Below are 25,163 nucleotides of genomic sequence, written 5' to 3' on the forward strand. Positions count from 1 at the left end.
GTCATAGCTTCGGCCTTCATCGGTGTTCTGGTGGTGTGGGATCTGGTGGGCCATCTGCCCTTGCCGCTCGGCGTGGCCGGGCATGAAGGGTCCACGGTCATCGTCGGCCTCAACGGACTGCGGCTGCTGCGCAAGTCGGCCTGGGAACGGGCCGCCTCGGCGACGAAGGAATGACACGACGTCAGATGGGTGGGTGCAGCCAAGTCGGACGGCCGGACCGCGGGCTCTCGGATCCGTGGCGGTCCCTGCGGTGCAGCAGGAGGTAGCCGATCCCGACCCCGAGGAGGCCACCGGCGATCTTCAAGGTCAGATCGGGGGCGCTGCAATGCCTGCCGGGAATCATCGTCTGGGCGCTCTCGACGATCATCGGAATCACGAAGGCCGCGATAGCGGTCGCCCGGACACGTCTCGTGGCCAACACCGCGAAACAGGTGGCAGGCAACAACGCGAGCAGGCTGGTGACGACACCGACGAGCCCGCCGGTCGAATGCAGCGTTCCGTGCACCAGGTAGGGGGATTCGCCTGGCAGGCAGCGATGGAAGTCGCCGCGGTGCGACTCGGCCCCTGGAGTGAGGGAAACCGCCAGCGAACCGGTGAGCAGCAAGAGCGCGGCCAGTAGCGCGTTCTTGTGCCACCCGGTTCGGGCGGCCAGCCTCGGTGCGGCAAGCACGCTGAGACCGGCCCCGAGGACAAGCGCGGCGCCGGTCCGGAGCGAGACCGGCAAGTCGGTACCGAAGATCGTCACCGCGACTCCCTCGTCTGCATGCGCGTCGTGATGGCTCCGCCCGAAAGTTCGCGGCCATCATGTCAGTGTCGAGGGTGTGGTGGGCGGCCGTCAGGGCAGCAACAGGTCCGGCGGGATCTGCAGGGCGATGGTGATCAGCGAGTGGACCCGGGCGGCGATCGTCGCGAGTAGGCCCTGCATTTCGGGGGAGGCGCTCTCGGCGGCGGCGTGGAGGGCGCGCAGATCAACGTCGACGAGGGCGAGGATCGCGGCGACGTCGGCCTGCCGGCCGGTGAGCGCGGCCGCGATCTCGTCCAAGGGAACTCCCTGGAGTTCCAGGCGTTGTACCAGCTGGATGCGGTCGACGTCGGTCGCGTTGTACAGCCGGAAGTTGCCCGTGCTGCGTTCGGCGGGGGCGATCAGTCCCAAGCCGGTGTAGTAGTCCACGGTCCGGGTGCTGACCCCTGCCCGGGTGGCGAGTTCGCCGATTTTCAGCAGGCCTTCGGCCATGACGCCACCTCCTCCGGGACAGCGCAACCATACAGTCGCACGTGCTAGTGTGAAGTATGCCTGATGATGCCGATTTGGACGGCTCCGACATAGACAGTTGCAGTACGCGGCCGGGTGAGACGACCCGGCTGAACATTTCTCTCAGGTCCGCGGCGGGTGCGCCGTGTTGATCTTCACCGGATTGCTGGCGATCGTGTTGCTCACGGTCGCCACGGGCTATTTCGTGGCCCAGGAATTCGCGTACATGGCGGTGGACCGGGGCCGGTTGCGGCAGATGGCGGAGAACGGCGACAAGGCCGCCGCGCGAGCGGTCACGGTGACCCAGCGGTTGTCGTTCATGCTCTCCGGCGCGCAATTCGGGATCACCGTGACCGCCCTGCTCGCCGGCTACGTCGCGGAACCCTTGCTGGGAACGGGATTGACCGGTTTGCTCGGCCTGACCGGGTTGCCGCAGGCCGCCACGGTGTCGGTATCGATGGCCCTGGCGTTGATCTTCGCCACCGTGGTGCAGATGGTGCTGGGCGAGCTGCTGCCGAAGAACTTCGCGATCGCCCGCCCCGAACAGCTGGCGAAGGCGCTGGCCGCGTCGACGCTGATGTATCTGAAGATCATCGGCCCCGTGATCCGGCTGTTCGACGCGGCGGCGAACCGGCTGCTGCGCACGATCGGGATCGAACCGGTGGAAGAGCTGCCGCAGGGCGCCACGCCGGAGGATCTCCGCCAGATCATCGCCGAAGCGAGCGGCCAGGGACATCTGGACGCCGAACTGTCCACATTGCTCGAACACGGACTCGGGTTCCGGGACCTGGTCGCGGAACAGGCCATGACCCCGCGCGTCTCGGTGCACGCGATCCAAGCCGGGGAACCGGCCGTGCGCGTCGTGGAAATGCTGGACACCGGACATTCCCGGTTCCCGGTGTACGGCGAGGACCTGGACGACCTGCGGGGTGTGGCCGGCTTGGCCGAGGTCCTGGCCGTGGCACCGGACAAGCGTGCGAGCACCCCGGTCGGGGAGATCGCCTCGCCCGCGCTGGTCGTGCCGTCGTCGCTGCCGTTGCCTTCGGTCCTGGAGCGTCTCCGCGCCGAGCATCGCCAGCTGGCCTGTGTGGTCGACGAATTCGGCGGCTTCGCCGGCGTGGTGTCGCTGGAGGATCTGGCCGAGGAACTCGTCGGTGACATCCTCGACGAGGACGACCTGGTGGAAGAAGGCATCGAAGCCGCGGGTGACGGGGAATGGCGGATGCCCGGCCGGATACGCCTCGACGAGGTCGCGGACGTCACCGGGGTCGAACTGCCCGAGGGCGACGATTACGACACCGTCTCCGGACTGCTGATGAGCCGGCTTGGCCGGATCGCGCGGACGGGCGACGAAATCGAGATCGACGGTGTGCGGCTGCGGGTCGCCGGGGTCACGCGCAACGTCCCCGCGAGCGTCCTGCTCAGCGTTCCCGTCGCGAGCCGGGAGGAAGCGCGATGAGTACCACGTGGTCGTTGCTGATCTCACTGCTGTTGCTCGTGGCGAACGCGTTCTTCGTGGCCGCCGAGTTCGCGCTCATCGCCGCGAAACGGCACCGGCTCGAACAACGCGCGGAAGGCAGCCGTGCCGCTCGCGCGGCGCTGGCGGGAATGCGCGAGCTGTCCCTGATGCTGGCCGGTGCGCAGCTGGGTATCACCTTGTGCACCTTGGGTTTGGGCGCACTGGCCAAACCCGCCGTCGCTGACCTGCTCGATCCGCTGCTGGGCCTGACCGGTCTGCCGTCGGGTGTGTCGTACGCGATCGCGTTCACGATCAGCCTGGTGCTGGTGGTGTTCCTGCACATGGTGGTCGGTGAGATGGCTCCGAAGTCCTGGGCGATCGCCCACCCCGAGCAGTCCGCGGTGCTGCTGGCGCTGCCGTTCCGGGCGTTCGCGCACTCGGTCCGCTGGGTCCTGAGTGGACTCAACGGGGTGACCAACACGGTGCTGCGCTGGGGAAAGGTCCAGCCGAAGGATGAACTCGCCCAGGCTCATCGCCCGGACGACCTGCGCCTGCTGGTCCGCCAGTCCGGTGAGCACGGCCTGATCCCCGAGGCTCAGCAGCGGATGCTGACTCGGATGCTGCAACTGCAGAACACCACCGTGGCACAGGTGATGGTGCCGATCGGAGAGACGCTGGCCGTCAGCGAGCACAGCAGTGTGCGAGCGATCGAGCGCCTCAGCCGGGAATCCGGGCGCTCCCGTTTCCCGGTGACCGACCTGCGCGGCCGGTACGTCGGCCTGGTGCACATCCGCGAAGCCGTGCGCGCCACCGCCGCGGGCCGCGAGGCGACTGCTCGCGACCTGATGGCGGACGCCCTCACCCTCCGCGCGGACTTGCCCGTCGCGCTCGCGGTCACCGCGATGCGCGCCGACCGTGCTCAGCTCGCGCTGGTCGCCGACAGCGAGGATCGCGTGGTCGGCATCGCCGCGCTCGAGGACCTGCTCGAGGAACTGATCGGCGACTTCTACGACGAGACCGACAAACCCGTGCCCGCGACCTTGTCCTCCGGAGGAAAGTCCTGATGGTCAAGCCCTGAGCTGCGGCGCCGGACAAGCCGGTCCGTGCGTTTCGGTGTGACAGAGCGGATCGGCGGCCAAGGCGGTCCAGGTCTCCTGCGGGTCGAGGAATCGCCATGCCGGGTGGAGACTGGTCGCCTTGCTCGCGAGGACGGCTTGGACGGTGAGCGCGGCGACGACACCGCTCAAGCGGTACGGGTCGGTGGTCTGGAGCAGCCGCCAAGCCGGCGGTTTCCGTTGGTCGAGGTCGCGGCGTCGCACGAGGATCGTGTAGCGGGGTGTGTGTTCGGAGAGGTCTTCGGTCGCGGCCTTGGCGAGCTCTCCGGCCCAGGTGGTGGGGTCGTCGGGAGATTCGGCCCAGGCGGTGGCCAGTGTGGTCGGGATTCGTTCGGACACGTACACCGAGTAGGTCCGGAGCTCGCCGATGCCGTGGTGTCGCGCGAAGTCCGCGGATTCAGTGGTCAGATAGGGCAGGGCGTGCACAGCGGGGCCGAAGTGGGTGAGGTTGATATTCCATTGTGGACTCACGGAGCCGCGGACGACTTCGCCGTCACGCCATGACGCCAGCGGCGTGCCGAAGTCGGGGCCGGTGGCCAGCAGGATGTCCTGTGCCGAGACCGGCGTGATCCGGACGGGGCCGCCGACGTGCAGGTCGATGCCGGTGCGTGCGGGATCGTCGCCGAGCAGTCCCCGGGGCAGGATCGCGGTCAGGCCGGGCATGACGCCTGCCGAGATGACGGCGAGCCGATCGGACGGCGGCAATGCGCTGAGTCGTCGGAACAACGGCTGGTCTCCGGCGACGTCGACGTAGTGGGCGCCCGCGGCACGGGCGGCGAGTGCGACGGTGTCGAGGACGCGATACGACGGGCCGGCGCAGTTGAGGACGACGGTGGCGCCTGCGCAAAACGTGGCCAGGGAACGGCTGTCGGTCAGATCGACGGTGTGCGCGGATGCGTTTTCACCGAGTTCTTCGCACAACGCGGACGCGGACCGAAGGTTCCGGCCGCCGACGCGGATCGGATTGCCGGCGGCGAGCCGCCGGGCCGCGGTGGCGCCGACGGCGCCGTAGCCGCCGAGGATCGCGATGGTCATTGCCAGGACCTTTCTGAGTGGGGGCGTCGACCACCCAGGCTATTTCTGATAGTGATAGTCATTATCAGGACCTGGGTTGAGGGAGTGTGACCGTGTTCGATGTCATCGTGATCGGCGGCGGGGCCGCGGGGTTGAGTGCCGCGCAAGTGCTGGGCAGGCAAAGACGTTCGACGCTGGTGCTCGACGCGGGGCAGCCGCGGAACGCTCCCTCCGACGGCGTGCACATGTTCCTGAGCCGGGACGGGTTCTCCCCGGCGGAGCTGCTGCGTGCCGGCCGGGAAGAACTGTCCGGCTACGAAGCGGTCCGGCTGGAAACCGCGCGGGTGACGGCGGTTTCCGGGGAACTGGACGATTTCCGCGTGGAGCTGGCGGACGGCCGCGTCGAGCGGGCACGGCGGCTCGTGCTCGCCACCGGGCAGGTGGACGAGCCCTGGGACATCCCGGGACTGGCCGAGCGGTTCGGCAAGTGCGTGTTCCACTGCCCGTTCTGCCACGGTTACGAGACCACCGGCAAGACCCTCGCCGTACTCGGCCGTGACGTGCCGCAGGTGATGCTCGGGCTGTACGTCGCCGACCGGTTCGGCAAGGACGTCGTGGTGCTGACCGACGGCGCGCACGAGCTGCCCGCCGAAGCGTTGGCCCGCTTGGACAAGGCGGGGATCCCGGTGCGGAAGGACCGCGTCGAGCGGGTCGCCGGTGAGCTGGACGCGGTGGAGGTCCATCTGGCGGGGGGCGAGGTCGTGCGCCGCGAGGCACTGTTCCACCGAGCCCCGACGCGCCAGGGCGCGCCGTTCGCCGCCGACCTCGGCTGCGAGATCTTCGAGGACGGCTGTGTCCGGGTCGACGAGTTCCAGGCCACCACGGTGCCCGGGGTGTCCGCGGCGGGAGACCTGGCGAGGCTGCCCGCGCTGCCGGACGCGTTGACGCTGGTCAGCCAGGCCGCCGCCGACGGAGTGCGCGCGGCGGTCTGGCTGGAGCAGGGCCTGTTCCGCGCCGGACTGGCCGGCGCGGAACAGGCCTAGCGGCCGGTTCACGTCGAATGTGGCCGTGCGGCGCGGATCCGGGCGGCCACACTCGCGATGGTCGGTGAGGCGAGGAAGTCACGGACGCTCACCGCGGTGCCGGTCTCGCGGGCGACGCGGGCCAGTGCGCGCACGGCGAGCAGCGAGTCCCCGCCCATCGTGAAGAAGTTCCCGGCCCGGTCGACTTCCGCGACGTCGAGGATTTCCTGCCACAGCGCGGCGATCCGGCGTTCCACGTCGTCACGCGCGGGGCCGGATTCCTCGGCCTCCGCCGTGTCGGATCGCGCATACCGGCCCAATACCAGGGTGTCCGGAGCCGGATCGGGATGTTCCCGGCCGGGCAGCGGGACGGGCAAGTCCCAGGTGCCCGGCTCGGCGAGCGTCCGGACGTGGTCGAGCAGTTCGGCGAACATGCCGGTGATGAGGCCGGGTTCGAAGATCTCCTCGACGTAGGAGAACACCGCGGTCATGGTGTCGTCGAGTTCGAACAGCCGGACTTCGAGCGCGACCTGCGGGGTGCGCAGCTGCTGGTGGTGGTCGTGCATGTCGATCACCCCGAGCGGCCCGGCGTCCCCGGGCAGCCGCTGGCCCATCGCCGCGTCCATGCCGAGGGTGCTTTGGAAGACCACGGGCGCCACCGGCCGGTGTGTTCCGCGGTGCCTGCCCAGCTCACGGGACACCTCGACACCGCTGACGAGGTTGTGCGCGGCGGCGTCGCCGAACTGACGCTGGCATGCCAGCGCGAGGTCGGCGAAGGAAGCCGAAGCGTCCAGCTCGACGGGGATCAGCATGGTCGAGGCGAACGCGCCGATGATGCGGTGCACGTCCTGATGCAGGGGCAACCGGTTGAGCTGCAAGGAGTTCAGCAGCATGACGCGATGCCCGGCGGCACGGGCGAGAACGCACGCGTAGGCGGTGAACACGGCCGCGGAGGGGGTGACGCCGTGCGCGGCGCACTGTGCTCGCACGGCGGCCCAGGTCGGCGCGTCCAGCGTCTGCTGCGTCGTGGCCATGAGATCGGGACGCGCCTCGGCGGGGTCGAGACGCAGCGGCAGCGCGGGTGGCTGCCCGAAACCGGGGAGCCGGTCGAACCACCAGTCGCGGTCGGCCTCCCACGCCGCGGTGCCGGGCAGCCGCCGAACCGACGTCACGTAGTCGCCGTAGTCGACCTCCAGCGGTGCGAGGGTGGCGTTCCAGTCGGCGACCAGTGCGAACAGGTCGCGATAGAACACATTGGACGACCAGCCGTCGATGATGAGCAGGCTCACCGCGCAGTGCAGCCGCGCGTTGCCGTCGTCGAGCAGTGTCAGCCGGATGTCGATCCCGGGGCGTTCGCCGGGATTGGGACCGTTCGTGCTCATCTCGTGCCGCAGGGAGGCCAGTGAGCGTGCGACGTCATCGGCCGGGACGCCGCGAAGGTCGGTGACGACGAGGCCGGGCACAGTGGCCGGATCGTCGGCGGGAAGGATCCGCTGCCGTCCGTCGGGCAGCACGCGGGCCCGCAGCGTCGGCTGGTGCACGACCAGGCGACGCAGCGCGTCCTGCAGCGCTTCCGGTGCGTCGTCGGGATCCACTTCGGACAGTCCGATGTCGACATAGTGGTGCGCCGACGGGTAGGACAGTTCCCAGCCGTCCTGCTGGCCGACGAAGTACCCCTGCTGCAGGGGAAGCAGGGGGAACGGCTCGTCCGGGTCGGCGCGCTTGGCGACCTCCACGGGCAGGGCCCGGCCGCCGCCGGTGGCGCGTCGGGCGATCAGCTCGGCGAGCTCGGTGAGGGTGATCTCGACGCGGATGTCGGACAGCGCGAGCACGACGCCGAGCTGCTTGCGGACCTGCGCGGACATGCGCACGGCGAGCACGGAATCGCCGCCGAGGGTGAGGAAACCCGCGTCGTGCGGGACCTCGGCGGGGTCGAGCCCGAGCAGCTTGCCCCAGATCTCGGCCAGGGGCTCCCGGTGGTCAAGGGTGGTGGTCATGAGAGTGCTCCAGGTTCCGAAGGGGTGGCGGCCAGCAGCGACTGGCCGAGTGTGCTGAGCGGGTGGTCGTGACGGGGCAGGTCCAGCAGTGGCCGCAGGCCCGCGTGGCGGAATTCGCCGAGCCATTCGTCGCGGGTGAGGAAGATCCGGTCGCTCCCGGCGCGCAGATCCGCCGAGCCCGCGGCGGGACGACCGGCGGCCGGGGACATCAGGAACTGCATGGAGACCGCGGCCTGGAGGAGGTCGCCACAGGACTCGACGACGAGCAGCAGCCCGCCGGGCCGCAGCCAGGACCGCACCGTGGTGAGAACGGCACGGACGTCGACGGCGTTGTGCAGGACGTTCGCCGCGATCACGGCGTCACAGGATTCCGGCTCGACCAAGTGCGTGCCGGGGTCGTTGATGTCGAGTTCGCCGAACCGCACCCGCTCGTCGTGCGCCAGGATCTTTTCGGCGCTGTCGAGGAAATAACGGGACACGTCGGTGAACAGGTAGTCGAGGTCGCCGGTCAGTCCACTCAGGACGGGGATCGCGGTGGCCCCGACACCCGCGCCGAGTTCCAGGATGCGCGGCGTCGCGGGCGATTCCGTACGGAGGACCTCCACGAGGGCCGCGTTGAGGTAGCTGTTGATCACGTTCTCGCGGTAGACACCGTCCGCGGTCGCCATGCTGTCGGTCCCGAAGAGCACGGACTGCAGGGTGACTTCGTCGCGTAGCAGCTCGAGCAGCCGCGCCGCGGTGGCGTCGAAGAACCCGCTCACCTCGGCCGGATAGCCCAGCCGTGCGCACAATTCGGCCAGTGGCGCGGGATGCGCGGGTGCGGGGGCGAGGTCACGCAGCACCGTGCCGTCCTCCGACGCGCGCAGCTTCCCGTGGCCGATCAGGGCACGCAGCCAGCCGCGGACGATCCAGCGGTGCCGTTCGGCGACCCGCAGCCGCTGGACGATCTGCTCGGGGCGGTGGCTGACGCCAGGTCGGAACAGCCCCGCCCGGCGGAGCGTGGCCGCCATGGTGTTCGTCGCCGCGTCGTCCAGCCCGCGCATCGCCTCGGGCAGGGCCGCGAGGTCGACGCCGTCGATGGCGGCCAGACCGGTCCGGTGGCAGGGTTCCGCGGCGATCACGACGTGCTCGCCGGGTACGGAACGGGGTCGACCTCGACGGTGACACCGTGGGCGTCGGGCAGGTCGCGCAAACAGGCGCGGGCCGTGGCACGCATCCGCTGCAGGGTGAAGCGCCGCAAGGGTTCGTGGGTGTTCCCGCCGGGCAGGGCGGCGACTTCGGCGGCCGGGCGCCAGGCAGCCGAGGCGGGGGACACCACCTCGAGCAGCCGGGGATCGTGGGCGGCCAGCGTCACGCGGGCGTCGTTCCGTGCCACCAGCGTGGCCAACCGGGCGGCGGTGATCGACGATCCCGGCGCGTCGGGGAGCGCGCCGTTGGGAATGTCCGGGATCCGGACGCCGGAGCCGTCGAGCACGGTGTCCAGCCGGTCCGCGACGTCCGACCAGCGCAGTGGGCGGGGATCGGTCGACGGGAAGCCCGGATCGACCGCGAGAACGCAGTCGAAGCGGTAGCGGGTCAGCTCGGAATCCGCGTCGAGGAGCTTGGGAAATGTCGCGATCCGGATCTCGCGCCCGGCGTCGGCACCGGCCTTGGTGGCGATCCGCGCCAGCGCGACGGGGTCGAACAGCAGTTCCTCGTCCCTCGCGGCCCTGGCCGCGGCACGGTCGCCGAGTTCGGGACCGGCGCCGCGCCGCTGTTCGACCCACGTGCTGAAATCGGTGTGCAGCCCCGCGTGCCGGTTGTCGCCGATCACCACATACCCGCCCGGGGCCACCGTGCGCACGGCCGCGCGCACTACCGCGTCCAGATAGCCGGTGTCGGGGAAGCACTGGGTCACGGAGTTGAGCACCACGCAGTCGGGCCCCGCGACGGGGAAGCCGGCGGTGGTCATCGCGGAGGACACCACGGGAGCGTCCGTTTCGTGGGCGGCCGCGCGCACGGTCTTCACGGTGCCCGGTACGGAGGGGAGCGGGCGGACGGAATCGGCGACGACGTCGGTGCCGACATAGCCCCGGACGTGGGGAGCGAGCCGGTGCAGGAGCATGCCGGTGCCGCAACCCAGCTCCAGTATCCACTCCGGCCGCAGGCCCGCGATGAGGTCGACGGTGCGCTCCACCCACTGTCGCATATGGACGGTGGGCAGCGGTTCGCCGGTGTCGGAAGCCCGCCAGCCGCTGAGGTCGAGGTCCCCGGGGACATCGCGGGGAGCGGCGCCATAGGTCAGCTGGTAGACCTCGCTCCAGTGCTCGAGGTACTCGGTGACGAGCGCGCCCGGCGCCGGCGTCGTCGCGAGCAAATGCGCGGCGGGATGGATCCGTACGCCCGAGTCCGTGGGCTCGGCATGGCCGATCCACGGGTGGGCGCGCAGCTTCGCCGCCGCCGTGGCGAAGAGTGTGGTGTCGGGCCTGGTCAGCGGTTCGGGCACAGGGTGATTCCTCCTTCGTCGCGCGGGTTCACCGCGGTTTCGGCGAGCAGGCTGTCGTGCAGCCGCAGGACTCGGTCCGCGTGGCGGACGACGCGGGGGTCGTGGGTGGCGGCCAGGACGGCCATACCGTCGGCTCGGTGATGGGCCAGCAGCCCGAGCACGGTCTCGGCGGTCTCGTCGTCGAGTGCCGACGTCGGTTCGTCGGCGAGCAGCAGCCGCGGCCGGGTGGCGAGCGCGCGGGCGAGGACGACACGTTGCCGCTGGCCGCCGGACAGCGCGCCGGGACGTCGTCGTCCGGTCGCGGGGTCGAGCCCGACGGCGGTCAGGAGCTCCTCCGCCGCCGAACGGGCCTGGTGACGAGAGAATTCGCGCAGGACCCGGGCGGGGCGGGCGATCGCGGTGACCGCCCGGTGTGCGGGGTTGAGGGCGTCGAGCGGATCTTGAGCCAGGTACTGGATCGCGCGCAGCTGGTCCCTGTCTCGGGTCCGAAGCGACGGCAGCGGACGGCCGTCCAGGATGATCTGTCCGGTGTGGACATCGTGAAGTCCCGCCAGCGCCCGCAACAACGTCGTCTTCCCGCTACCCGACGCGCCGACGAGCGCGACCAGTTCGCCACCGTGCACAGTGAACGTCGCGTCACGGACCAGAGATACGGGTCGCTCGATGCCCACTGCGGACACCGTGAGGACTGCTTCGGTGGTCGGCGGTCGTGCGGGCGACGAAGGCAGGACGAGCGGCGGCGAGCCGAGATCGACCACGCGATCGGCCAGCGCGGCCACGAACTCACGGTCGTGCGAGATCATCAGGGTGGCGCCGATACCTTCGTCGCGACGTCGGCGGACCACGCCGGCCACGCGGCGGACGGCGTCCGCGTCCAGCGCGCTGGTCGGTTCGTCGAGCAGCAGAAGCGGGGGACGACCGGCGATCGCCCGGGCGAGGGCCACTCGCTGAGCCTGCCCGCCGGAGAGCTGATGCGGCCGTTTCCTCCGGACCGTGGCGGGGTCCAGTCCGGCGGTGAGCAGCGCCTCGTCGACTTGGCTCCCACCCGATTCGGACACCAGGCGCTCAACCGTCCACAGAGGATTCATGGTGCCCGCCGGGTCCTGGCCGAGAAGGCCGGTGGCCCGGCGTCGCCAAGCGGCCGACGAGCGGCCGGGTGGCACCGGTGACCCGGCCCACGTGATTTCGCCGTCCACCCTGCGCAGCCCGGGCGGCAGGACGTCGAGGATCGTCCGCAGCAGGGTCGTCTTCCCACTGCCGGACGGGCCGGTCACGGCCACCACGGTGTTCGCGGGTACGTCCAGGCTGACGTCGTCGAGCACGGTATGGCCGAGTCCGTTGTGGACGGTCAGGCCGCGCACGGTCAGCTCCGCGGGGGTCATGCCATCACCGGTTCCCGGCGGCGTGCTCGCAGCGCCCACGTGACCAGGCAGGCCAGCGCCGCGAGCAGGAGCGCCGGCGTGGCCACGGCGGCGGGGTTGTCCGCGGCCCCTGGCAGGTTTTCGCGCAGCATCAGCGCCCAGTCCGGCTCTGGCGGCTGGGCACCGAACCCGAGCAGTGTCATCGTGCAGGCCAGTTGCAGCCCGAGCACGAACCGCAGGCCCGCCTCGGCCACGATCAGCCCGGCCATGGCCGGAGCCATTTCCCGCACCAGCAGCACCGCGGTGTGCTCGCCCCGGCAGCGGGCGGCGTCGGCCCAGCCCGCCGCACGGGTCCGGCGGGTGGTGTCGCGGACGATTTGCGTCGTCAGCGGCGCTCCGCCGCACACCGTGGCCACGACGACCGCGACCGGACCGGGCACGGCCACCGCGAGTACGAGCGCGACCAGCAGCAGTGGCAGCGCCACGAGGACATCGGCGAGTCCGGTGATCAGCCTCCCCGGCAGGCCGTCATTCCAGCCCGCGACCAGTCCACCGGCGACACCCGCCACGCAGGCGAGCGCCCCCGCCACGGCCGCGAGCAGCACCAGGCCCGCCCCGCCCGCCAGCGACCGCGACAGCACGTCCCGGCCCAGCACGTCGGTGCCCAGCAGGTGGCCGAGCCCAGGTGGCGTGAACGGCGCACCCGAGACGGCCGCCGGATCCCGTGGTGCCAGCAGGCCTCCGGCGAGCGTGACGACCGCGAGCGCCGCCGCGGTGAACCAGCCGGTCTTCATCGCCGTTCCCGCCGGACATCGGCGGCCGTGGCCGCGAGGTCCGCCAGGGCGGTGCCCGCGACGACGATCAGCGCGCCGATCAACCCGACCGCCGCGACGACCGGTGTGTCCCGGCCGGCGACCGCGGTGACGAGTAATTCGCCCAGCCCCTGGTAACCGAGCATGGTTTCGACGACGGCCGCCGCGGTGACGGTGCCGGCGGTCAGCGTCGCGGCCGCGCGGATCGCGGGGGACAGCACGAACGGCAGCACGTGCCGGACGTGCAGTCGCAGGCCGGTGACCCCCCGCGCCACGGCGTCACGGACGTGGGGTGCCGCGCAGGCGTCCGCGACGGCGCCACCGAGCAGTCCGCCGCCCCACGCCGCGGCGGGCAGGGCGAGCGCGAGCGACGGCAGCACCAGCAGGTCCGGCCGGTCCAGCGGCGACCCGCCGGGCAGCAGCAGGGATACCGGCGGCAGCCAGCCGAGCAGCGCGCTGAGGACGAGGACGAGACCGGCGACCACGACGACCTGCGGGATCGACGAGACGGTCGTGCTCAGGGCGGCCCACCGCCGTGCCCAGCCGGGCCTGCTGCCGCCGATGGCCCAGCCGAGCGCGAACATGAGCGGCAACGCGAGCAGCACCGACGCCCCCGTGAGCACGGCCGTGGCTTCGAGCCGGGGCAGCAGCAAATCGGCGACCGGCCGGTCGGTGACGAGCGAACGTCCCCAATCACCGCGCAGGATCGCCGCGGTCCACTGTCCCCAGCGCTGCCACAGCGGTGCGTCCAGTCCGAGGGTTTCCCGCAGCTGCCGCAGGGTTTCCGCGTCCGCGCGGTTCCCGGTCCGGGTCTCGGCCGCGTCCGAAGGCAGGGCATTGACCGCGGCGAACACCACGGCCGAGACCACGACGGCGGTCGCGGCGGCCCGCACCAGCACGAGGCTCCCCGTGCGGGCCAACGACGAACGAGCACTCACGCGGTGATCCGGACCTGGTCGATGAACAGCCGCGCGAACCCGAGCCCGGTCGGCAAGCCGCCGACGCCGGGACGTGACAGGTCGAGCCCGTCCCCGACTCCCCAGACGAGGTAGCCGCCCTCGTCCCGAAGTTTCCCTTGCAGGACAACGAAAGACTGGGTGCGGCGCGTGGTGTCGGGGTCGGCGAGCGCGGCATCGAGGTCGCGTTCCCAGTCAGGGCGGTTCCACGCGGTCTCGTTGGTGGGTGAGGCCGCGCGCAGCGCGATGCGGGAGACGTCGAGGAAGCCGATCCCGCCGAGATAGCTGACGTAGAAGTCGGCCTGCGCGTAGGTCTTCGTCCAGAAACTCTCCGGCGGATCGACCTTCACGGTGACCTTGAGGCCGATCGGTGCGAGTTGCTGGGCGAGCAGCGTCGCGGTGGAGTCCATCCCGGGGTAGGCGGTCGTGGTGTGCAAAGTGACGTCCACACCGCCCGGGAACCCGGCTTCGGCCATCAGCGCACGGGCCCGATCGAGATCGCGAACCCGTTGAGGGAGCTGAGGGCTGCTCGGATCGGCCGGGGTGAGCAGGTCGTTGCCGACCTTGCCGTACGCGCCGAACACGGTGTCGGTGAGTTGCTGGCGGTCGGTGGCGAGCTTGACGGCTTCGCGCACCTGGGGCTTGTCGAACGGCGCCCGGTCGAGCCGCATCACCACGGGGTAGGTGGTGACCGCGGGACGGCGGACCACCTGTGTCCCGGCGCGTTCGGCCTGCGCGGCCGCGGCCGGGCTGACACTGCCCGCGACGTCGGCCTGCCCCGAACGGACCGCGTCCGCGCGGGCCTGCGGGTCGGCCAGCGCGCGGATCTCGATCCGCTTCGTCGGCGGTTTCGTTCCCCACCAGCCGTCGTTGCGTTCGAGGACGGCGTTGGCGGGGTCACCACCGGTCATCCGGTACGGCCCGGAGCCCGGCGCGGGCGTGCTGAAGTCCGTCGTGCCTTCGGGCACCACGAAGGTCGCCGACTGCAGGGCTTCCGGCACCGCCGCGAACGCCGTCCGCGTGCGCAGCTCCAGCGTCGACGCGTCGATCGCGCGGGAGGCGTCCAGATCGAACATCGCCATCCGGCCGTAGTTCTCGGCCGCCTTGGCCTGCATCCGGCGCAGCGAGTACAACGCGTCTGCGGCGCTCACTTTCCGGCCGTCGCTGAACGTGGCGTCCGCGCGCAGGGTGATCTTCCACCTGGTCAGCGAGGCGTCCGGTTCCCAAGCGGTGGCCAACCGGGGCGCCGTGGTGCCGTCGGGGCCCGCGACGGTGAGCACGTCGTAGAGCAGGGCGAACCGCAGCGCGTCGGATTCGTTGCCGAGCCCGCCGTGCGGGTCGTTGCTCGCGGTGGCCGCCGAGCCGACCGCCGCGTAGCGCAGGAGATCCCCCGAGGCCGGGGTGGCGTTGCCCGAAGTGCAGGCGGTGGCCGTCAGGGTGGCCGCGACCAGGAGGGCGAGGCGGCGGGAAACGCGGGTCAAGGGGTCGGCCTTTCGAGGTGGGTGAGTTCGTCGTTGATCAGCGCCGCGATCGCGGCGACCGTTTCGCCGCGTAGCAGGGCGTAGTGGTGTGCGTCCACTGTGGACGTAGTGGGCGGCCGGGTGAGGAGGGGCGTCCAGCCGAGGTCGGCGGGATCGCCGGGGACGTCGTCGACGCCCATGCCGATACCGGAGTTGACCGGAGACCGCTGCCCCGCCTTGATGATCAGGGTGCGGGTTCCCGGGTCACCGAGCCGCGGTGGCCGGTAGGCGGCCAGCCCTCGCAGGTGCCGCGCGAACACCTCGACGCGTGCGGCGGCGCTGGTGCCCGCGCGAAGCAATCCGTGCTCCCCCAACACAGTGTCCACTTCGGACTGAGTGGGCTCCTGGTCGGCGACGAGTTCCGTGTCGAGATAGCCCGCCAGCGACGCGAGGTAGCGGCGGCGGATCTCGGCGGCGCCGCCCTGGACATCGGTGATGTGACTCGGCTCGTTGGAATCCAGCAGTACCAGCAGTTCGGTGCGCTCGCCGGTCTCGTGCAGCAGGCAGGCCACGCGCTGGGCCAGATCGCCGCCCATCGACCAGCCGCCCAGCAGATACGGGCCGTCGGGCTGGTGGCGGCGGATGACACCGAGGTATAGCGCGGCCAGTGCGTCCACGCTGTCCGGCGCGTCGCCACCGGACAGGCCGGGATCGGTCAGGGCGACGACGGTGGTCTCTCCGTCGATCAGCCGGGACAGCTCCGTGTAGCACAGCACGTCCCCGCCGGAGGGGTGCAGCAGGAACAGCGTCCGGCCGTTCGGGGTGCCTTCCCGCAGCAGCAACGCGATGTCGGCGTCCTCCACCGGCGCCTCCGATCCGCCGGTCCACGACGCCGGATCGTCGGCGAGTCGCTTGACCCGGGCGACGTGGTCGGCGATCGCGGTGGCGACCTGCCCGGGCGGCACCACGGGGTCGAGGACATCCCATTGCAGCAACAGTTCCTCGCCCTCTTCGAGCACCTGGTGGTCGAGCAGGGTCTGCGGGGTCTGGCTCAGCGCGGCGACCTTCCGGCCGATCCAGCGCGGGTCGTGGCCGGCGCCGATGACCTCTGTCAGCCCGAGCGCGCTGGTGAACACGACGGGCACGGCGGCGACCTCGCCCTGGGCGCTGGACTTCTCCGCGAGCACGTCCAGCGCCGAGAACTCGCGGTGGTCGAGGTCGTCGAACAGCCGCCGCTGGGTGCGACGGGCCCGTTCGGCGAAGGTGCCGATGTCAGCCTCCTCGGTCGCGTGCAGGACCAGGGAGGTGAAGTCGCCGACGACGTTCGGGACGTCCGGGTGGATGTCCGGCCGGTCGAACAGCGTGAGCATCACACTGAACGCGTCCCGGCCCGACCAGGCCGCGAGCACGTCGGTGTACACGGTGAGCAGGACGGCCGTGGGGGTGACGCGGTGCTCGGCGGCGAGCCGCCGTAAGCGTTCCCAGCTCGCGGTGTCGAGTGTCGCGGCGTGCCGGACGAAGCGGCCCGCGGTGGCGTCCTCGTCGACGGGGATGGACGGTGCCTCGGGGATCGCCGTCAGCCGGGCACGCCAGTACTCGGCGGCGCGGGCACCGTCCGCTCCGTCACGTCGTGCTTCGAGCGCCTGGACGCAGTCGGCGGGGTGGATCCCGACCGGCTCGAGCACGCGGGTGGGATCGGTGTAGCAGGCGTGCAGGTCGCGATCGACGATCCACCAGCTCGCGGCGTCGCAGATGAGCACGTCCACGCCGAGGAACAAGCGGGTCCGGCCGTCGGGCAGCAGGGCCGCTTGGACCGTGAACAGCGGCCAGCGGTCGGCGGGGCCGGGTTTGAGACTGACGCGATCGCGGATGGCCGAAAGGCGACGGTTGCGGTCCACTTCGGACAGTGAACGCAGATCGTGGGTGCGGATCCGGTACCGCGGCAGATCGCGCAGCACCCGCGCCTGGCCCTGCGAGTCCACGATGGAACGCAGCATCGGGTGCCGGGCGATCACCTTGTTCCACGCGTCCTCGTAACGCGCCAGGTCCAGCTCGGCACAGTCGTACTCGAGAAAGAAGTGACACGGCACGTCCCCCCAGCGGTAGCCGCCGTCGCGGCCGATCCAGTACGCGTGCTGGACCCGGGTCAGCGGAAAGGAATCGGGCTCGGCGTGGGCCGCCGGAGCCGGAGTCCGGGGCGATGGGGGAGTGACGTCGCGCGCTCGCAGCAGGCTCGCCAGCCCGGCCACGGTCGGGGCGGCGAGCAGATCGGCCAGCCGCAGCCGGACACCGTGGTCCTGGGTGAGGGCGGCGAGCATGCCGGTCGCGAGCAGGGAATGGCCGCCCAGCGCGAAGAAATCCGCTTCCGGCGAGGTGATCGCGACGCCGAAGAGGTCGCTCCACAGCCGTGCGATCCGCTCCTGCAGTGGGTCGGCGAACACACCGGCCTCACCCGGCTCACCCGGTGCGGTGTACGCCGCGGCGGCCATGCGTTCGGTGAGATCAGTGCGGGACACCGCGACGACCGGCGGCACGGATCCGGCGAGATGCCGGTCGAGTACCAGGTCGAAGGCCCGGCCGCCGGTCGCGGCGTCGAGCGCGTCGCGAAGGGCCACTTCCCGGTCCGCGCCGCCGGGCCCGACGCTCCAGCCGTCCCAGACGACGCTCGTCCAGCCGGTGTTGGCGGTCGCGAGCGCGTCGAGCGCGGCGTTGGCCGCCGCGTACGGGCCGGTGCCGATCCCGCCGACCAGTGTGGCGGCCGAGGACATCAGTACCACCAGGCCGGGCCTGGACGCCTCGGGCAGCGCGTCGATGGCCGCCTGGAGTGCCCGTGCACCACCGACCTTGCCCCGCAGCTGCGCGGTGACGTGGTCCGGCGTGATGTCGCGAAGCGGAACGGCGCGGGTGGTGGCGGCCGCTCCGGCGGCGTGCACGATCACGTCGGGCTCGTGTTCGGCGAGCAGGCCGCGCCAACCGTCCACATCGGACGCGTCGAGCGTCCTGGTCCGGATGTCGAGGCCGTCGGCTTTCAGCGCGTCGAGGGTCCGGGCCGCGTCGGGCACGTCGGCGACCGGGCGCCGCGAGGTGATCACGACCGCGGCGCCACGCCGGGCGAGGCGTTCAGCGACGACGAGTCCGACGTCACCGAGACCACCGGACACGACGGCTCGCCGCGGTCCCTGGACGATCGTGGACGGCGGGGTGAGCGGCCAGGGCTCGATGTCCCGTTGCCAGCGGACGCCGGATCGCCAGGCGATCTGCCCGCCGCGTTCGTCCGGCGACCGGACGAGATCCGCGAGTTCGTCCAGTATCGCTTTCGCCGCGAGGTCCGGGTCAGTGGCAGGGGGAAGATCCACCGTGCGCCACCGGATCCCGCGATGTTCCTGGGCTAGGACGCGGCTGAGCGCACGGGCCGCGGCGGCGCCGGCCGCCACCGCGTCGAGGCTTTCGACCCGGTCCGCGCCGAAAGTGACCGCCAGCAGCTTCGGCACGGTCATCCCGCTGAGCTTCCTCGCGAGCTCGGCGTGTGCGAGGACGACATCGCTCACGTCCTGCCCGGGTGCGGTCAGCACGACGACGCCGTCGATAGGTGTTCCGGGTTCGTGATCCTCCACTGTGGACATAGCGAGTGCGTTGGCCACCGGTGACGCGGAATCGGCGGCCAGCAGGAAGCGGCCCGTCGGCGTCGTGCCGGAGAGCGGGGGAAGCTGACGCCACCGGGGCAGCCGGAGGAGCCCGGGAGCACGGGCAGGCGTCACCGGTCCGGCAGGTGGGTCGATCCAGAGCCGCCGGGGCTGGAAGGCGTACCCGGGCGCGGCGACACGTGCACGCTGACCGCGACGTTGCGCGCCGAGGCTGACTTTCCCGCCATACGCCCACAAGCGGGCGACGGCGGCGCGAGCGGATTCGGCTTCGAGGTCTGCGCGGTCGTGGTCGAGCGTGATGGCCGAATCGAGTAGCGCCGGGTCGCCGTGTGCACGGGCCAGCGTCACCAGGCTGCTGCCGGGACCGACCTGGACCAGTACGGCCGGCGCCGGATCGAGCGCGGCCCGCAGGGCTGGGGAGAACAGGACGGGGTCCCGCAGCTGTCGCGCCCAGTGTTCGGCCGTCGCGAGTTCATCGGTGACCGTGGTACCGGTGAGCGTGCTGACCATCGGGATTTCCGGGGCGGTGGCGGCGAGCTTCGCCGCCGCGGCACGGACGGCGGGGATCGCGGGGTCGACGAGCCGGGAATGCAGTGCCGTGTCGACGTGCAGCCGTCGGCACCGGGTTCCCGCGGCGGTCGCTTCGGCTTCCAGCGCCGTGATGGCGCCTGCCGGACCGGACACCACGGATCCGGCGGGCCCGTTCAGCGCGGCGAGGTCGACATCCGGATGTGCCGCCAGCAGGCCGGAGACGTCGGCGAGGTCCAGCGACAGCATCGCCCCGCCGCCGGCGGCACGCGACACCTCGGTGCAGCGCACCGCCACCAGCCGGGCGGCGTCCGGCAGGGCGAGCCCTCCCGACACCACGGCGGCGGTGTACTCGCCGAGGCTGTGCCCCAGCACGACGTCCGGCCGGACCTCCCACGACTCCAGCAACCGCGCGGTGGCCAGCGAGACCGCGAACAACGCGGGCAGCCCGATCGCCGCGTCCCGGACCTGGTGTTCACGGCCGTCGAGTACGTGCCGGATGTCGTGGCCGGTCAGGGGAAGCAGCAGCTCGGCGCAGGTGTCGACCGTCCTGGCGAACACCGGTTCGCTCGCGTAGAGCGCCGATCCCATGCCCGGGTACTGGCTTCCCGCTCCTGGGAACGCGAAGATCACCCGGGGGCGGGAAGCCGGTACAGGCCGCGCTTCACGCAGTGCGGCCGCGGCGGCGTCGATCCGGGCGGGCGCGCAGACGACGGCGATGCGCCTGCTGTGCCGGGTCCGGCCCTCGTCCAGGGTGTGTGCCAGGTCCGCGAGGTCGGCGGAGTCCTTGAGGCTTGGGAGATGCTCACTCAGATCGCGGGCCGCCTGGCGGGTGGCGGCATCGGTCTGCCCGGACACGACTAGGATCTGCGGCCGTTCGTCCGGTGTGGACGGTGGCCGCGCCGGTGCGGGGCCGAGGACGACGTGGCAGTTGGTGCCGCCGATACCGAAGGAGCTGATGCCCGCGAACTCCGCGTCCGCGGGCCACGGCCGGGCATCACCGGAGAGCGCGAAGGCGGAACCCGCCAGTCCGAGCCGCGGGTTGACCGGCTCCGAATGCGGTGCCGGGGGCAGCACACCGTGGGACCGCGCGAGCACGGTCTTGATCAACGACGCGATCCCGGCGGCGGTGTTGGCGTGCCCGATGTTCGCCTTGACCGAGCCAAGCCCGCACCACGGCTGGTCGCTCGGCCCGAACACGGTGCGCAGGGCCGAGACTTCGATGGGGTCGCCGAGCGCCGTCGCGGTGCCGTGGCCCTCGACGTAACCGACCTGGCGTGGCGCGACGCCCGCGACCGTCTGCGCTTCCGCGATGACCCTGGCCTGGCCCCGCGGTGACGGCGCGGTGAATCCCGCCTTGACCGCCCCGTCGTTGTTGACCGCCGAGCCGTGCAGGACCGCGAGCACGGGGTCCCCGTCGGCCAGCGCGTCGGCCAGCCGCCGCAGCACGACCGCGCCGACGCCCTGGGTGTAGACGATTCCGGTGCCGTCCGCGCTGTAGGGCCGGACGACGCCGTCTTCGGCGTAGATCCCGTCCGGCACGTGGAGATAGCCGTGCCCTTGCGGCACGATGAGCGAGGCCCCGCCCGCGAGCGCGGTGTCGCATTCCTCGGCCAGCAGTGCCTGGGCCGCCATGTGCACCGCGACCAGCGAGCTCGAACAGGTGCTGGTGATCGACATCGCGGGCCCGGTCAGGTTCAGCCGGTACGCGACCTGCAAAGGCAGGTAGTCGCCGTGCGTGGCCATCGCCGTGCGCAGACTTCCGACCGGATCGGCTCCGCCGCCGGTCGGATCCCAGCGCCTGCCGAGATTGCTGGCCAGGTAGGCGCTTTGCGACGCGCCCGCGTAGACGCCGACGGTGCCCGCGCCGATGCCGCCGCCATGGCCCGCCTGCTCCAGGGCCTGCCAGGACATTTGAAGGAACAGCCGTTGCTGCGGGTCCATCAGCGCGGCTTCGGCGTCGGTGAGCCCGAACGGTTCGGGATCGAACATGTCCTGGCCGTCGATGAGCCCACCGACCGGGACGTACCCGGGCACGGTGGCCAGGTCCTCGGGCACTCCGGCCGCGCGCAGTTCGTCCGGGCCGAACCGGGTGAGGCCGCTGCGGCCTGCCAGCAGCAGGTCCCAGAACGCGGCGGCGTCCACCGCGCCGGGGAAACGGCAGGCGAGTCCGGTGATCGCGATCATCGGGCGACCTGCTCGGCCTGCTGCCGGGCGGCGCGGCGTCCACGCGGTGCCGGAGGTGCCGACGCTTCGACGGGCGACGGGCTCTGGCGCGGTGCCAGGAACGCCGCGAGCGCGCGGACGGAGGGGTGGCCGAACAGGTCGACCACGGTCAGCGTGTCGAATCCGTGCGCGACGAGCTGCCGGTGCGCCAGCACCAGTGTCAGGGAAGTGGCACCGAGCTCGAAGAACGCGGTCGTGGCGTCGACACCGGAGCCGAGCAGGGACCGGAACACCCCCAACACGGTTTCCTCCAGCTCGGGGCTGGCGGCCACCGGTGCTGCTTCTCGTCGCTCGGGTTCGGGTGGTGCCGCCGCGGCGTTCGGGGTAGGCGCGGCGTCCTTTGTGGACGAGGGAAGGGCGAGGTTCAAGAGGCCGTCCGCGCTGAGCCGTTCCTCGAGGTCGATGCCGTGGGCCGCGGACGCCGCCCTGGTACGGCGGCTCCATTCCGCGGCCGAGGCCAGTGCGTCGGCCGGGGTGAGTGTGCCGGGGGAGACGGTCAGGGACACCTCGAGCCCCAGGCCTGCTGCGCGCGTCAGGGCCTCGGTAAGCCAGGTCCGCGGGGTGCCGGGTTCCTCTTGGTCCACTGTGGACGGTTTGGTGGCGGTGGTGGGTTCGGTGCGACGGTAGGGGTTGGGCAGGGCGGCGTAATCGATCTTGCCGTTCGCCGTCACCGGGAACCGGTCGAGCACGGTGAACCGCGATGGCACCATGTACTCGGGGACCCTGGTCCGCAGGTGTGCCGCGAGTTCCGCGGTGTCCGGGATTCGCCCGGTGTCCGCCGGGACGAGGAAGGCGACCAGCCGCGGCCGGTCGTCGGGGCCGGGTACGGACAGTGCCACGGATTTGCGGACGCCGTCCGCACGGTCGAGCACGGACTCGATCTCGCCGAGTTCGATGCGGTGGCCGCGGATCTTGACCTGCCGGTCGACGCGGCCGAGGAATTCGATCGTCCCGTCGTGACGCCACCGCCCGAGATCCCCGGTCCGGTAGAGCCTGCGGTCCAGTACCGGATGCCGCACGAACCGTTGCGCGGTCTGCTCCGGGTCGCCGATGTAGCCACGGGCCAGGCCGTCGCCGCCGATGTGCAGTTCGCCCGGCACACCGACCGGCACCGGAAGGCCCGCCGGGTCGAGGATGTCGAAGCTCTGCCCGCGTAGCGCGCGGCCGTAGGGAATGCTGCGCCAGTCCGGATCGACGTCGCCGATCGGGTAGCAGATCGACCAGATCGACGCCTCGGTCGCGCCGCCGAGGCTGACGATCTCGACGTGCGGTGCGAGGGCGCGCAACCGATCGGGCAGCGTCACGGGAATCCAGTCGGCGGAAAGGAAGACCAGCCGCAGCGACCGCAGCGCGCGGTCGGCGAGGCCGGGATCGATCTCGGCGTATTCGACGAGCATTTCCAGCAGCGCGGGTGCGGTGTTCCACAACGTCACGCGGTGCTGGGCCATGAGCTCGAGCCAGTGCCCGGGGTCGCGCTGGCGGTCGGCGCTTGGCAGGACGAGTGCCCCGCCGGCGCCGAGCACGCCGAACACGTCGTGCACGGACAGGTCGAAGCTGAACGCCGAGAGAGCGAGCATCCGGTCGTCGCGGGTGAGGGGGAACCGGTCGACGAGGTCGTCGATCGTGGTGCGGGCCGCGCGGTGCTCGATCGCCACACCCTTCGGCTTTCCCGTGGAACCGGAAGTGAAGATCACGTACGCGAGGTCGTCCGGCGCGGGACGGTTCGCCTGACCGGCGGTGCCGGCCGCGGCGTCCAGGACGACGGGGTGGACCTCGACGGTGCCGGGCCAGCTCAGCTCGACGTCGTCGGTGACGAGCGCGTGGCCGATCCCGGCCTGCGCGCACACCGAGGCGACGCGCTCGGCCGGCCAGGCCGGTTCGACCGGGACGTAGCCCGCACCGCTCGCGGACACCCCGAGCATCGCCACGATCTGGGCCGGGCCCTTGGGCGCCGAGACCGCGACGAGGTCTCCCGGGCCGACGCCGGCCGTGGTGAGCCCGTGCCCGATCACCTCGGCCGCGCGGAGGAGTTCGCCGTGGCTGAACGCGGATTCGGCGGCCAAGAGCGCCGGCGCCTCCGGAATGTCCCGTGCGGCGGCGCGCAGAGGGTCGTCCAGCAGCGGGCCCGCCTCGCCGAACGGCGCGGCGTCCAACGTGGCGTGCGGCGCGAAAGCGGGGATCCAGCCCAGCGTCGGGTCCGACCACCGATCCGGGTGATCGGCCAGCGTGCTCAGCAGACGCAGATGCGCGTCGGCCATGCCGTCGACGAGGCCCGCGGGATAGGCGCCGTCGACGCTGTCCCAGCACACGCGAAGGCGGCCGCCCTCCTCGTAGACGATGTGGTCGAGCAGGACCTGAGGCGTCTGCGAGATGCCGAACACCTCGGTGCCGAGCCAGCCGGCCGGGGTGTCGCCGCCGGGTGAAAGGCCGAGCCCGCTGGTGAACACCACAGGATGCTCCGGCGCGCCGAGCGAGGCCGGACTCCGGCGGGCGGCCTGCATGCCGTCCACCTCGCGATTGTCCATATCGGACCAGAACTGCTCGTTGACTGCGCGCACGTAGGCGCCGAAGCCGGTTTTCGGTTCCCATACGGGCATCTGCACGAGCACCGTGGAGGTGAAGTCGCCGACCACATGCGCCAGCTCGGGATCATCCGGGCGGTCGAACAGGGTGGTGTTGAGACAGAAAGCCGCGATGGCACCCCATCGAGTGAGAGTGAGTCCGTACGCGGCCAGCAGCAACGCCGTCGGGCTGACCCCGTGCGACGAGGCCGTCTTCTTGACCGCCGCCCAGTGATCGGCGTCCAGCTCGGTGGCCCGCCTGCTGAACCGGTGCGCGCCGATCGTGGCGACGTCCGTGACCGTGGGCAGCGCGGGACCCGGCGGCAGGGTGCGGTCGGCCCAGTAGCGGCCGGCACGTTCGGTCTCCGGGCCCGGCGGGCGCGCGGCCCGCCGGCGCGCCAACTCGGCGAACGTGGTGCCGGGTTCGGGCAGCGCGGCGGCGGGGTCGGCCACCAGCGCACCCCATTCCGTCATGATCTGCATCCAGCCCGCGAGGTCGAGCGCCAGTACGTCCACGCCGACACACACCCGGGTGCGCTGCCCGGGCAGTAGTACGACATGGAGGTCGAACAACGGCCAGCAGCCGGTGGGCCGGGTCTGGTGGGACCACTCGTCGCGTAGCTCGTCGGCGACCCGCGCCGCGTCGGGATCAGGCAGTGTCCTCAGGTCCGTCACCGGGATCCGGTAGGGCGGCACCTTGGCGAGCACCCGGCCGGTGGCGTCCGCGTCGACGACCATGCGCAGCGCGGAATGACGCTCCACCAGGGTGTTCCACGCGGCACCCAGCAGAGCGGCCTCGTCCTCGCCGGGCGGTGTGTCGCGCTCGAACTCCCGGTAGTAGAAGGTGGCCACGCCGCCGAGCGGAAACGCCGGATCGCGTCCCACCCAGTACGCGGTCTGGATGGGCGTGAGCGGGAAGGTCTCGTCGCGCGGTTCCGGATCGTCCTGCCGTGCCCGGTCATCGAGGGCGGTGGCGACGGACCGGGCCGTGGCCTGGTCGAGGAAGTCGGTCAGCGCGAGGGTGACCCCGGTGGTGTCCAGCAGCAGCCGCCGCAACCGCACCGCGGTGAACGACTCCAAGCCCAACGCCATCAGCGGGATGTCCGCGCCGACCGTCGCGGGCGCGATGTCGAGTGTTTCGGCGACCGCCTCGATCACGTCGTCGAGGGGGATTGCTGCCTCAGCCGGGACCGCGCTCACCCAGATCTCCTTCACGGTCGTGGGAACGAAACGGCGGAAACCGTCACGCGCTGTCCTTCATACACGAAAAC

Annotated in this window: 15 protein-coding genes; 3 read left to right on the forward strand and 12 right to left on the reverse strand. The window is 71.5% G+C overall.

The features are described 5' to 3' along the window. Positions 1–181: 181 nt before the first annotated feature. Both AC069I_RS30070 and AC069I_RS30075 read right to left on the reverse strand, forming a co-directional pair. On the reverse strand, positions 182–745 hold the full coding sequence (locus AC069I_RS30070; RefSeq protein ID WP_478266928.1) for a VanZ family protein: 564 nt from the start codon (positions 743–745) through the stop codon (positions 182–184). A gap of 90 nt (positions 746–835) precedes the next feature. Continuing rightward, positions 836–1,234 (reverse strand): MerR family transcriptional regulator, encoded by a 399-nt coding sequence (locus tag AC069I_RS30075; RefSeq protein WP_478266929.1) that lies wholly within the window; start codon positions 1,232–1,234, stop codon positions 836–838. 163 nt (positions 1,235–1,397) lie between these two features. On the opposite strand from AC069I_RS30075, the gene AC069I_RS30080 reads away from it, so the two are divergent. Together AC069I_RS30080 and AC069I_RS30085 are read left to right on the forward strand one after the other, a co-directional pair. After that, a complete protein-coding gene (locus AC069I_RS30080; RefSeq protein ID WP_478266930.1) occupies positions 1,398–2,711 on the forward strand; it encodes a hemolysin family protein in 1,314 nt (437 codons plus the stop codon). Further along, a complete protein-coding gene (locus tag AC069I_RS30085) occupies positions 2,708–3,775 on the forward strand; it encodes a hemolysin family protein (RefSeq protein WP_478229945.1) in 1,068 nt (355 codons plus the stop codon). The genes AC069I_RS30080 and AC069I_RS30085 overlap by 4 nt, the downstream gene beginning before the upstream one ends. A gap of 3 nt (positions 3,776–3,778) precedes the next feature. Here AC069I_RS30085 and AC069I_RS30090 read toward each other — a convergent pair whose 3' ends face one another. After that, entirely contained in the window at positions 3,779–4,861 is a 1,083-nt protein-coding gene (locus tag AC069I_RS30090; RefSeq protein WP_478266931.1) for a saccharopine dehydrogenase NADP-binding domain-containing protein, read from the reverse strand. Between the two features lie 92 nt (positions 4,862–4,953). On the opposite strand from AC069I_RS30090, the gene AC069I_RS30095 reads away from it, so the two are divergent. Beyond that, positions 4,954–5,883, forward strand: coding sequence for an NAD(P)/FAD-dependent oxidoreductase (locus tag AC069I_RS30095; protein WP_478266932.1), 930 nt, complete (start codon positions 4,954–4,956; stop codon positions 5,881–5,883). Between the two features lie 8 nt (positions 5,884–5,891). Here the strand turns inward: AC069I_RS30095 and AC069I_RS30100 are convergent, their stop codons facing one another. From AC069I_RS30100 to AC069I_RS30140, 9 genes are read right to left on the reverse strand one after another with little or no spacing between them, the layout of a single operon-like run. Then, entirely contained in the window at positions 5,892–7,859 is a 1,968-nt protein-coding gene (locus AC069I_RS30100) for a condensation domain-containing protein (protein ID WP_478266933.1), read from the reverse strand. Next, a complete protein-coding gene (locus tag AC069I_RS30105) occupies positions 7,856–8,980 on the reverse strand; it encodes a class I SAM-dependent methyltransferase (RefSeq protein ID WP_478266934.1) in 1,125 nt (374 codons plus the stop codon). The genes AC069I_RS30100 and AC069I_RS30105 overlap by 4 nt, the downstream gene beginning before the upstream one ends. Beyond that, positions 8,977–10,344, reverse strand: a complete 1,368-nt coding sequence (locus tag AC069I_RS30110) for a class I SAM-dependent methyltransferase (RefSeq protein ID WP_478266935.1) — start codon at positions 10,342–10,344, stop codon at positions 8,977–8,979. Before AC069I_RS30110 ends, AC069I_RS30105 begins: the two co-directional genes overlap by 4 nt. Continuing rightward, the gene (locus tag AC069I_RS30115) at positions 10,329–11,726 is read right to left on the reverse strand and encodes an ABC transporter ATP-binding protein (RefSeq protein WP_478266936.1); all 1,398 of its coding nucleotides are present in this window, start codon (positions 11,724–11,726) and stop codon (positions 10,329–10,331) included. Before AC069I_RS30115 ends, AC069I_RS30110 begins: the two co-directional genes overlap by 16 nt. Beyond that, positions 11,723–12,499: an ABC transporter permease subunit gene (locus tag AC069I_RS30120; protein ID WP_478266937.1), complete on the reverse strand. Its 777-nt coding sequence runs from the start codon at positions 12,497–12,499 to the stop codon at positions 11,723–11,725. Before AC069I_RS30120 ends, AC069I_RS30115 begins: the two co-directional genes overlap by 4 nt. Further along, positions 12,496–13,455, reverse strand: a complete 960-nt coding sequence (locus tag AC069I_RS30125) for an ABC transporter permease (RefSeq protein ID WP_478266938.1) — start codon at positions 13,453–13,455, stop codon at positions 12,496–12,498. Before AC069I_RS30125 ends, AC069I_RS30120 begins: the two co-directional genes overlap by 4 nt. Then, the gene (locus AC069I_RS30130; protein ID WP_478266939.1) at positions 13,452–14,954 is read right to left on the reverse strand and encodes an ABC transporter substrate-binding protein; all 1,503 of its coding nucleotides are present in this window, start codon (positions 14,952–14,954) and stop codon (positions 13,452–13,454) included. The genes AC069I_RS30125 and AC069I_RS30130 overlap by 4 nt, the downstream gene beginning before the upstream one ends. After that, on the reverse strand, positions 14,951–21,292 hold the full coding sequence (locus AC069I_RS30135; protein ID WP_478266940.1) for an SDR family NAD(P)-dependent oxidoreductase: 6,342 nt from the start codon (positions 21,290–21,292) through the stop codon (positions 14,951–14,953). Before AC069I_RS30135 ends, AC069I_RS30130 begins: the two co-directional genes overlap by 4 nt. Continuing rightward, positions 21,289–25,092: a non-ribosomal peptide synthetase gene (locus AC069I_RS30140; protein WP_478266941.1), complete on the reverse strand. Its 3,804-nt coding sequence runs from the start codon at positions 25,090–25,092 to the stop codon at positions 21,289–21,291. The genes AC069I_RS30135 and AC069I_RS30140 overlap by 4 nt, the downstream gene beginning before the upstream one ends. Positions 25,093–25,163: the final 71 nt, after the last annotated feature.

This window comes from Amycolatopsis sp. NPDC043885 (assembly GCF_056435685.1).

Coding starts and splice junctions, on each gene's coding strand:
- AC069I_RS30100 (WP_478266933.1), bottom strand. CDS start 7,859: ATGACCACCACCCTTGACCACCGGGAGCCCCTGGCCGAGATCTGGGGC.
- AC069I_RS30120 (WP_478266937.1), bottom strand. CDS start 12,499: ATGAAGACCGGCTGGTTCACCGCGGCGGCGCTCGCGGTCGTCACGCTC.
- AC069I_RS30085 (WP_478229945.1), top strand. CDS start 2,708: ATGAGTACCACGTGGTCGTTGCTGATCTCACTGCTGTTGCTCGTGGCG.
- AC069I_RS30115 (WP_478266936.1), bottom strand. CDS start 11,726: ATGACCCCCGCGGAGCTGACCGTGCGCGGCCTGACCGTCCACAACGGA.
- AC069I_RS30090 (WP_478266931.1), bottom strand. CDS start 4,861: ATGACCATCGCGATCCTCGGCGGCTACGGCGCCGTCGGCGCCACCGCG.
- AC069I_RS30135 (WP_478266940.1), bottom strand. CDS start 21,292: ATGATCGCGATCACCGGACTCGCCTGCCGTTTCCCCGGCGCGGTGGAC.
- AC069I_RS30075 (WP_478266929.1), bottom strand. CDS start 1,234: ATGGCCGAAGGCCTGCTGAAAATCGGCGAACTCGCCACCCGGGCAGGG.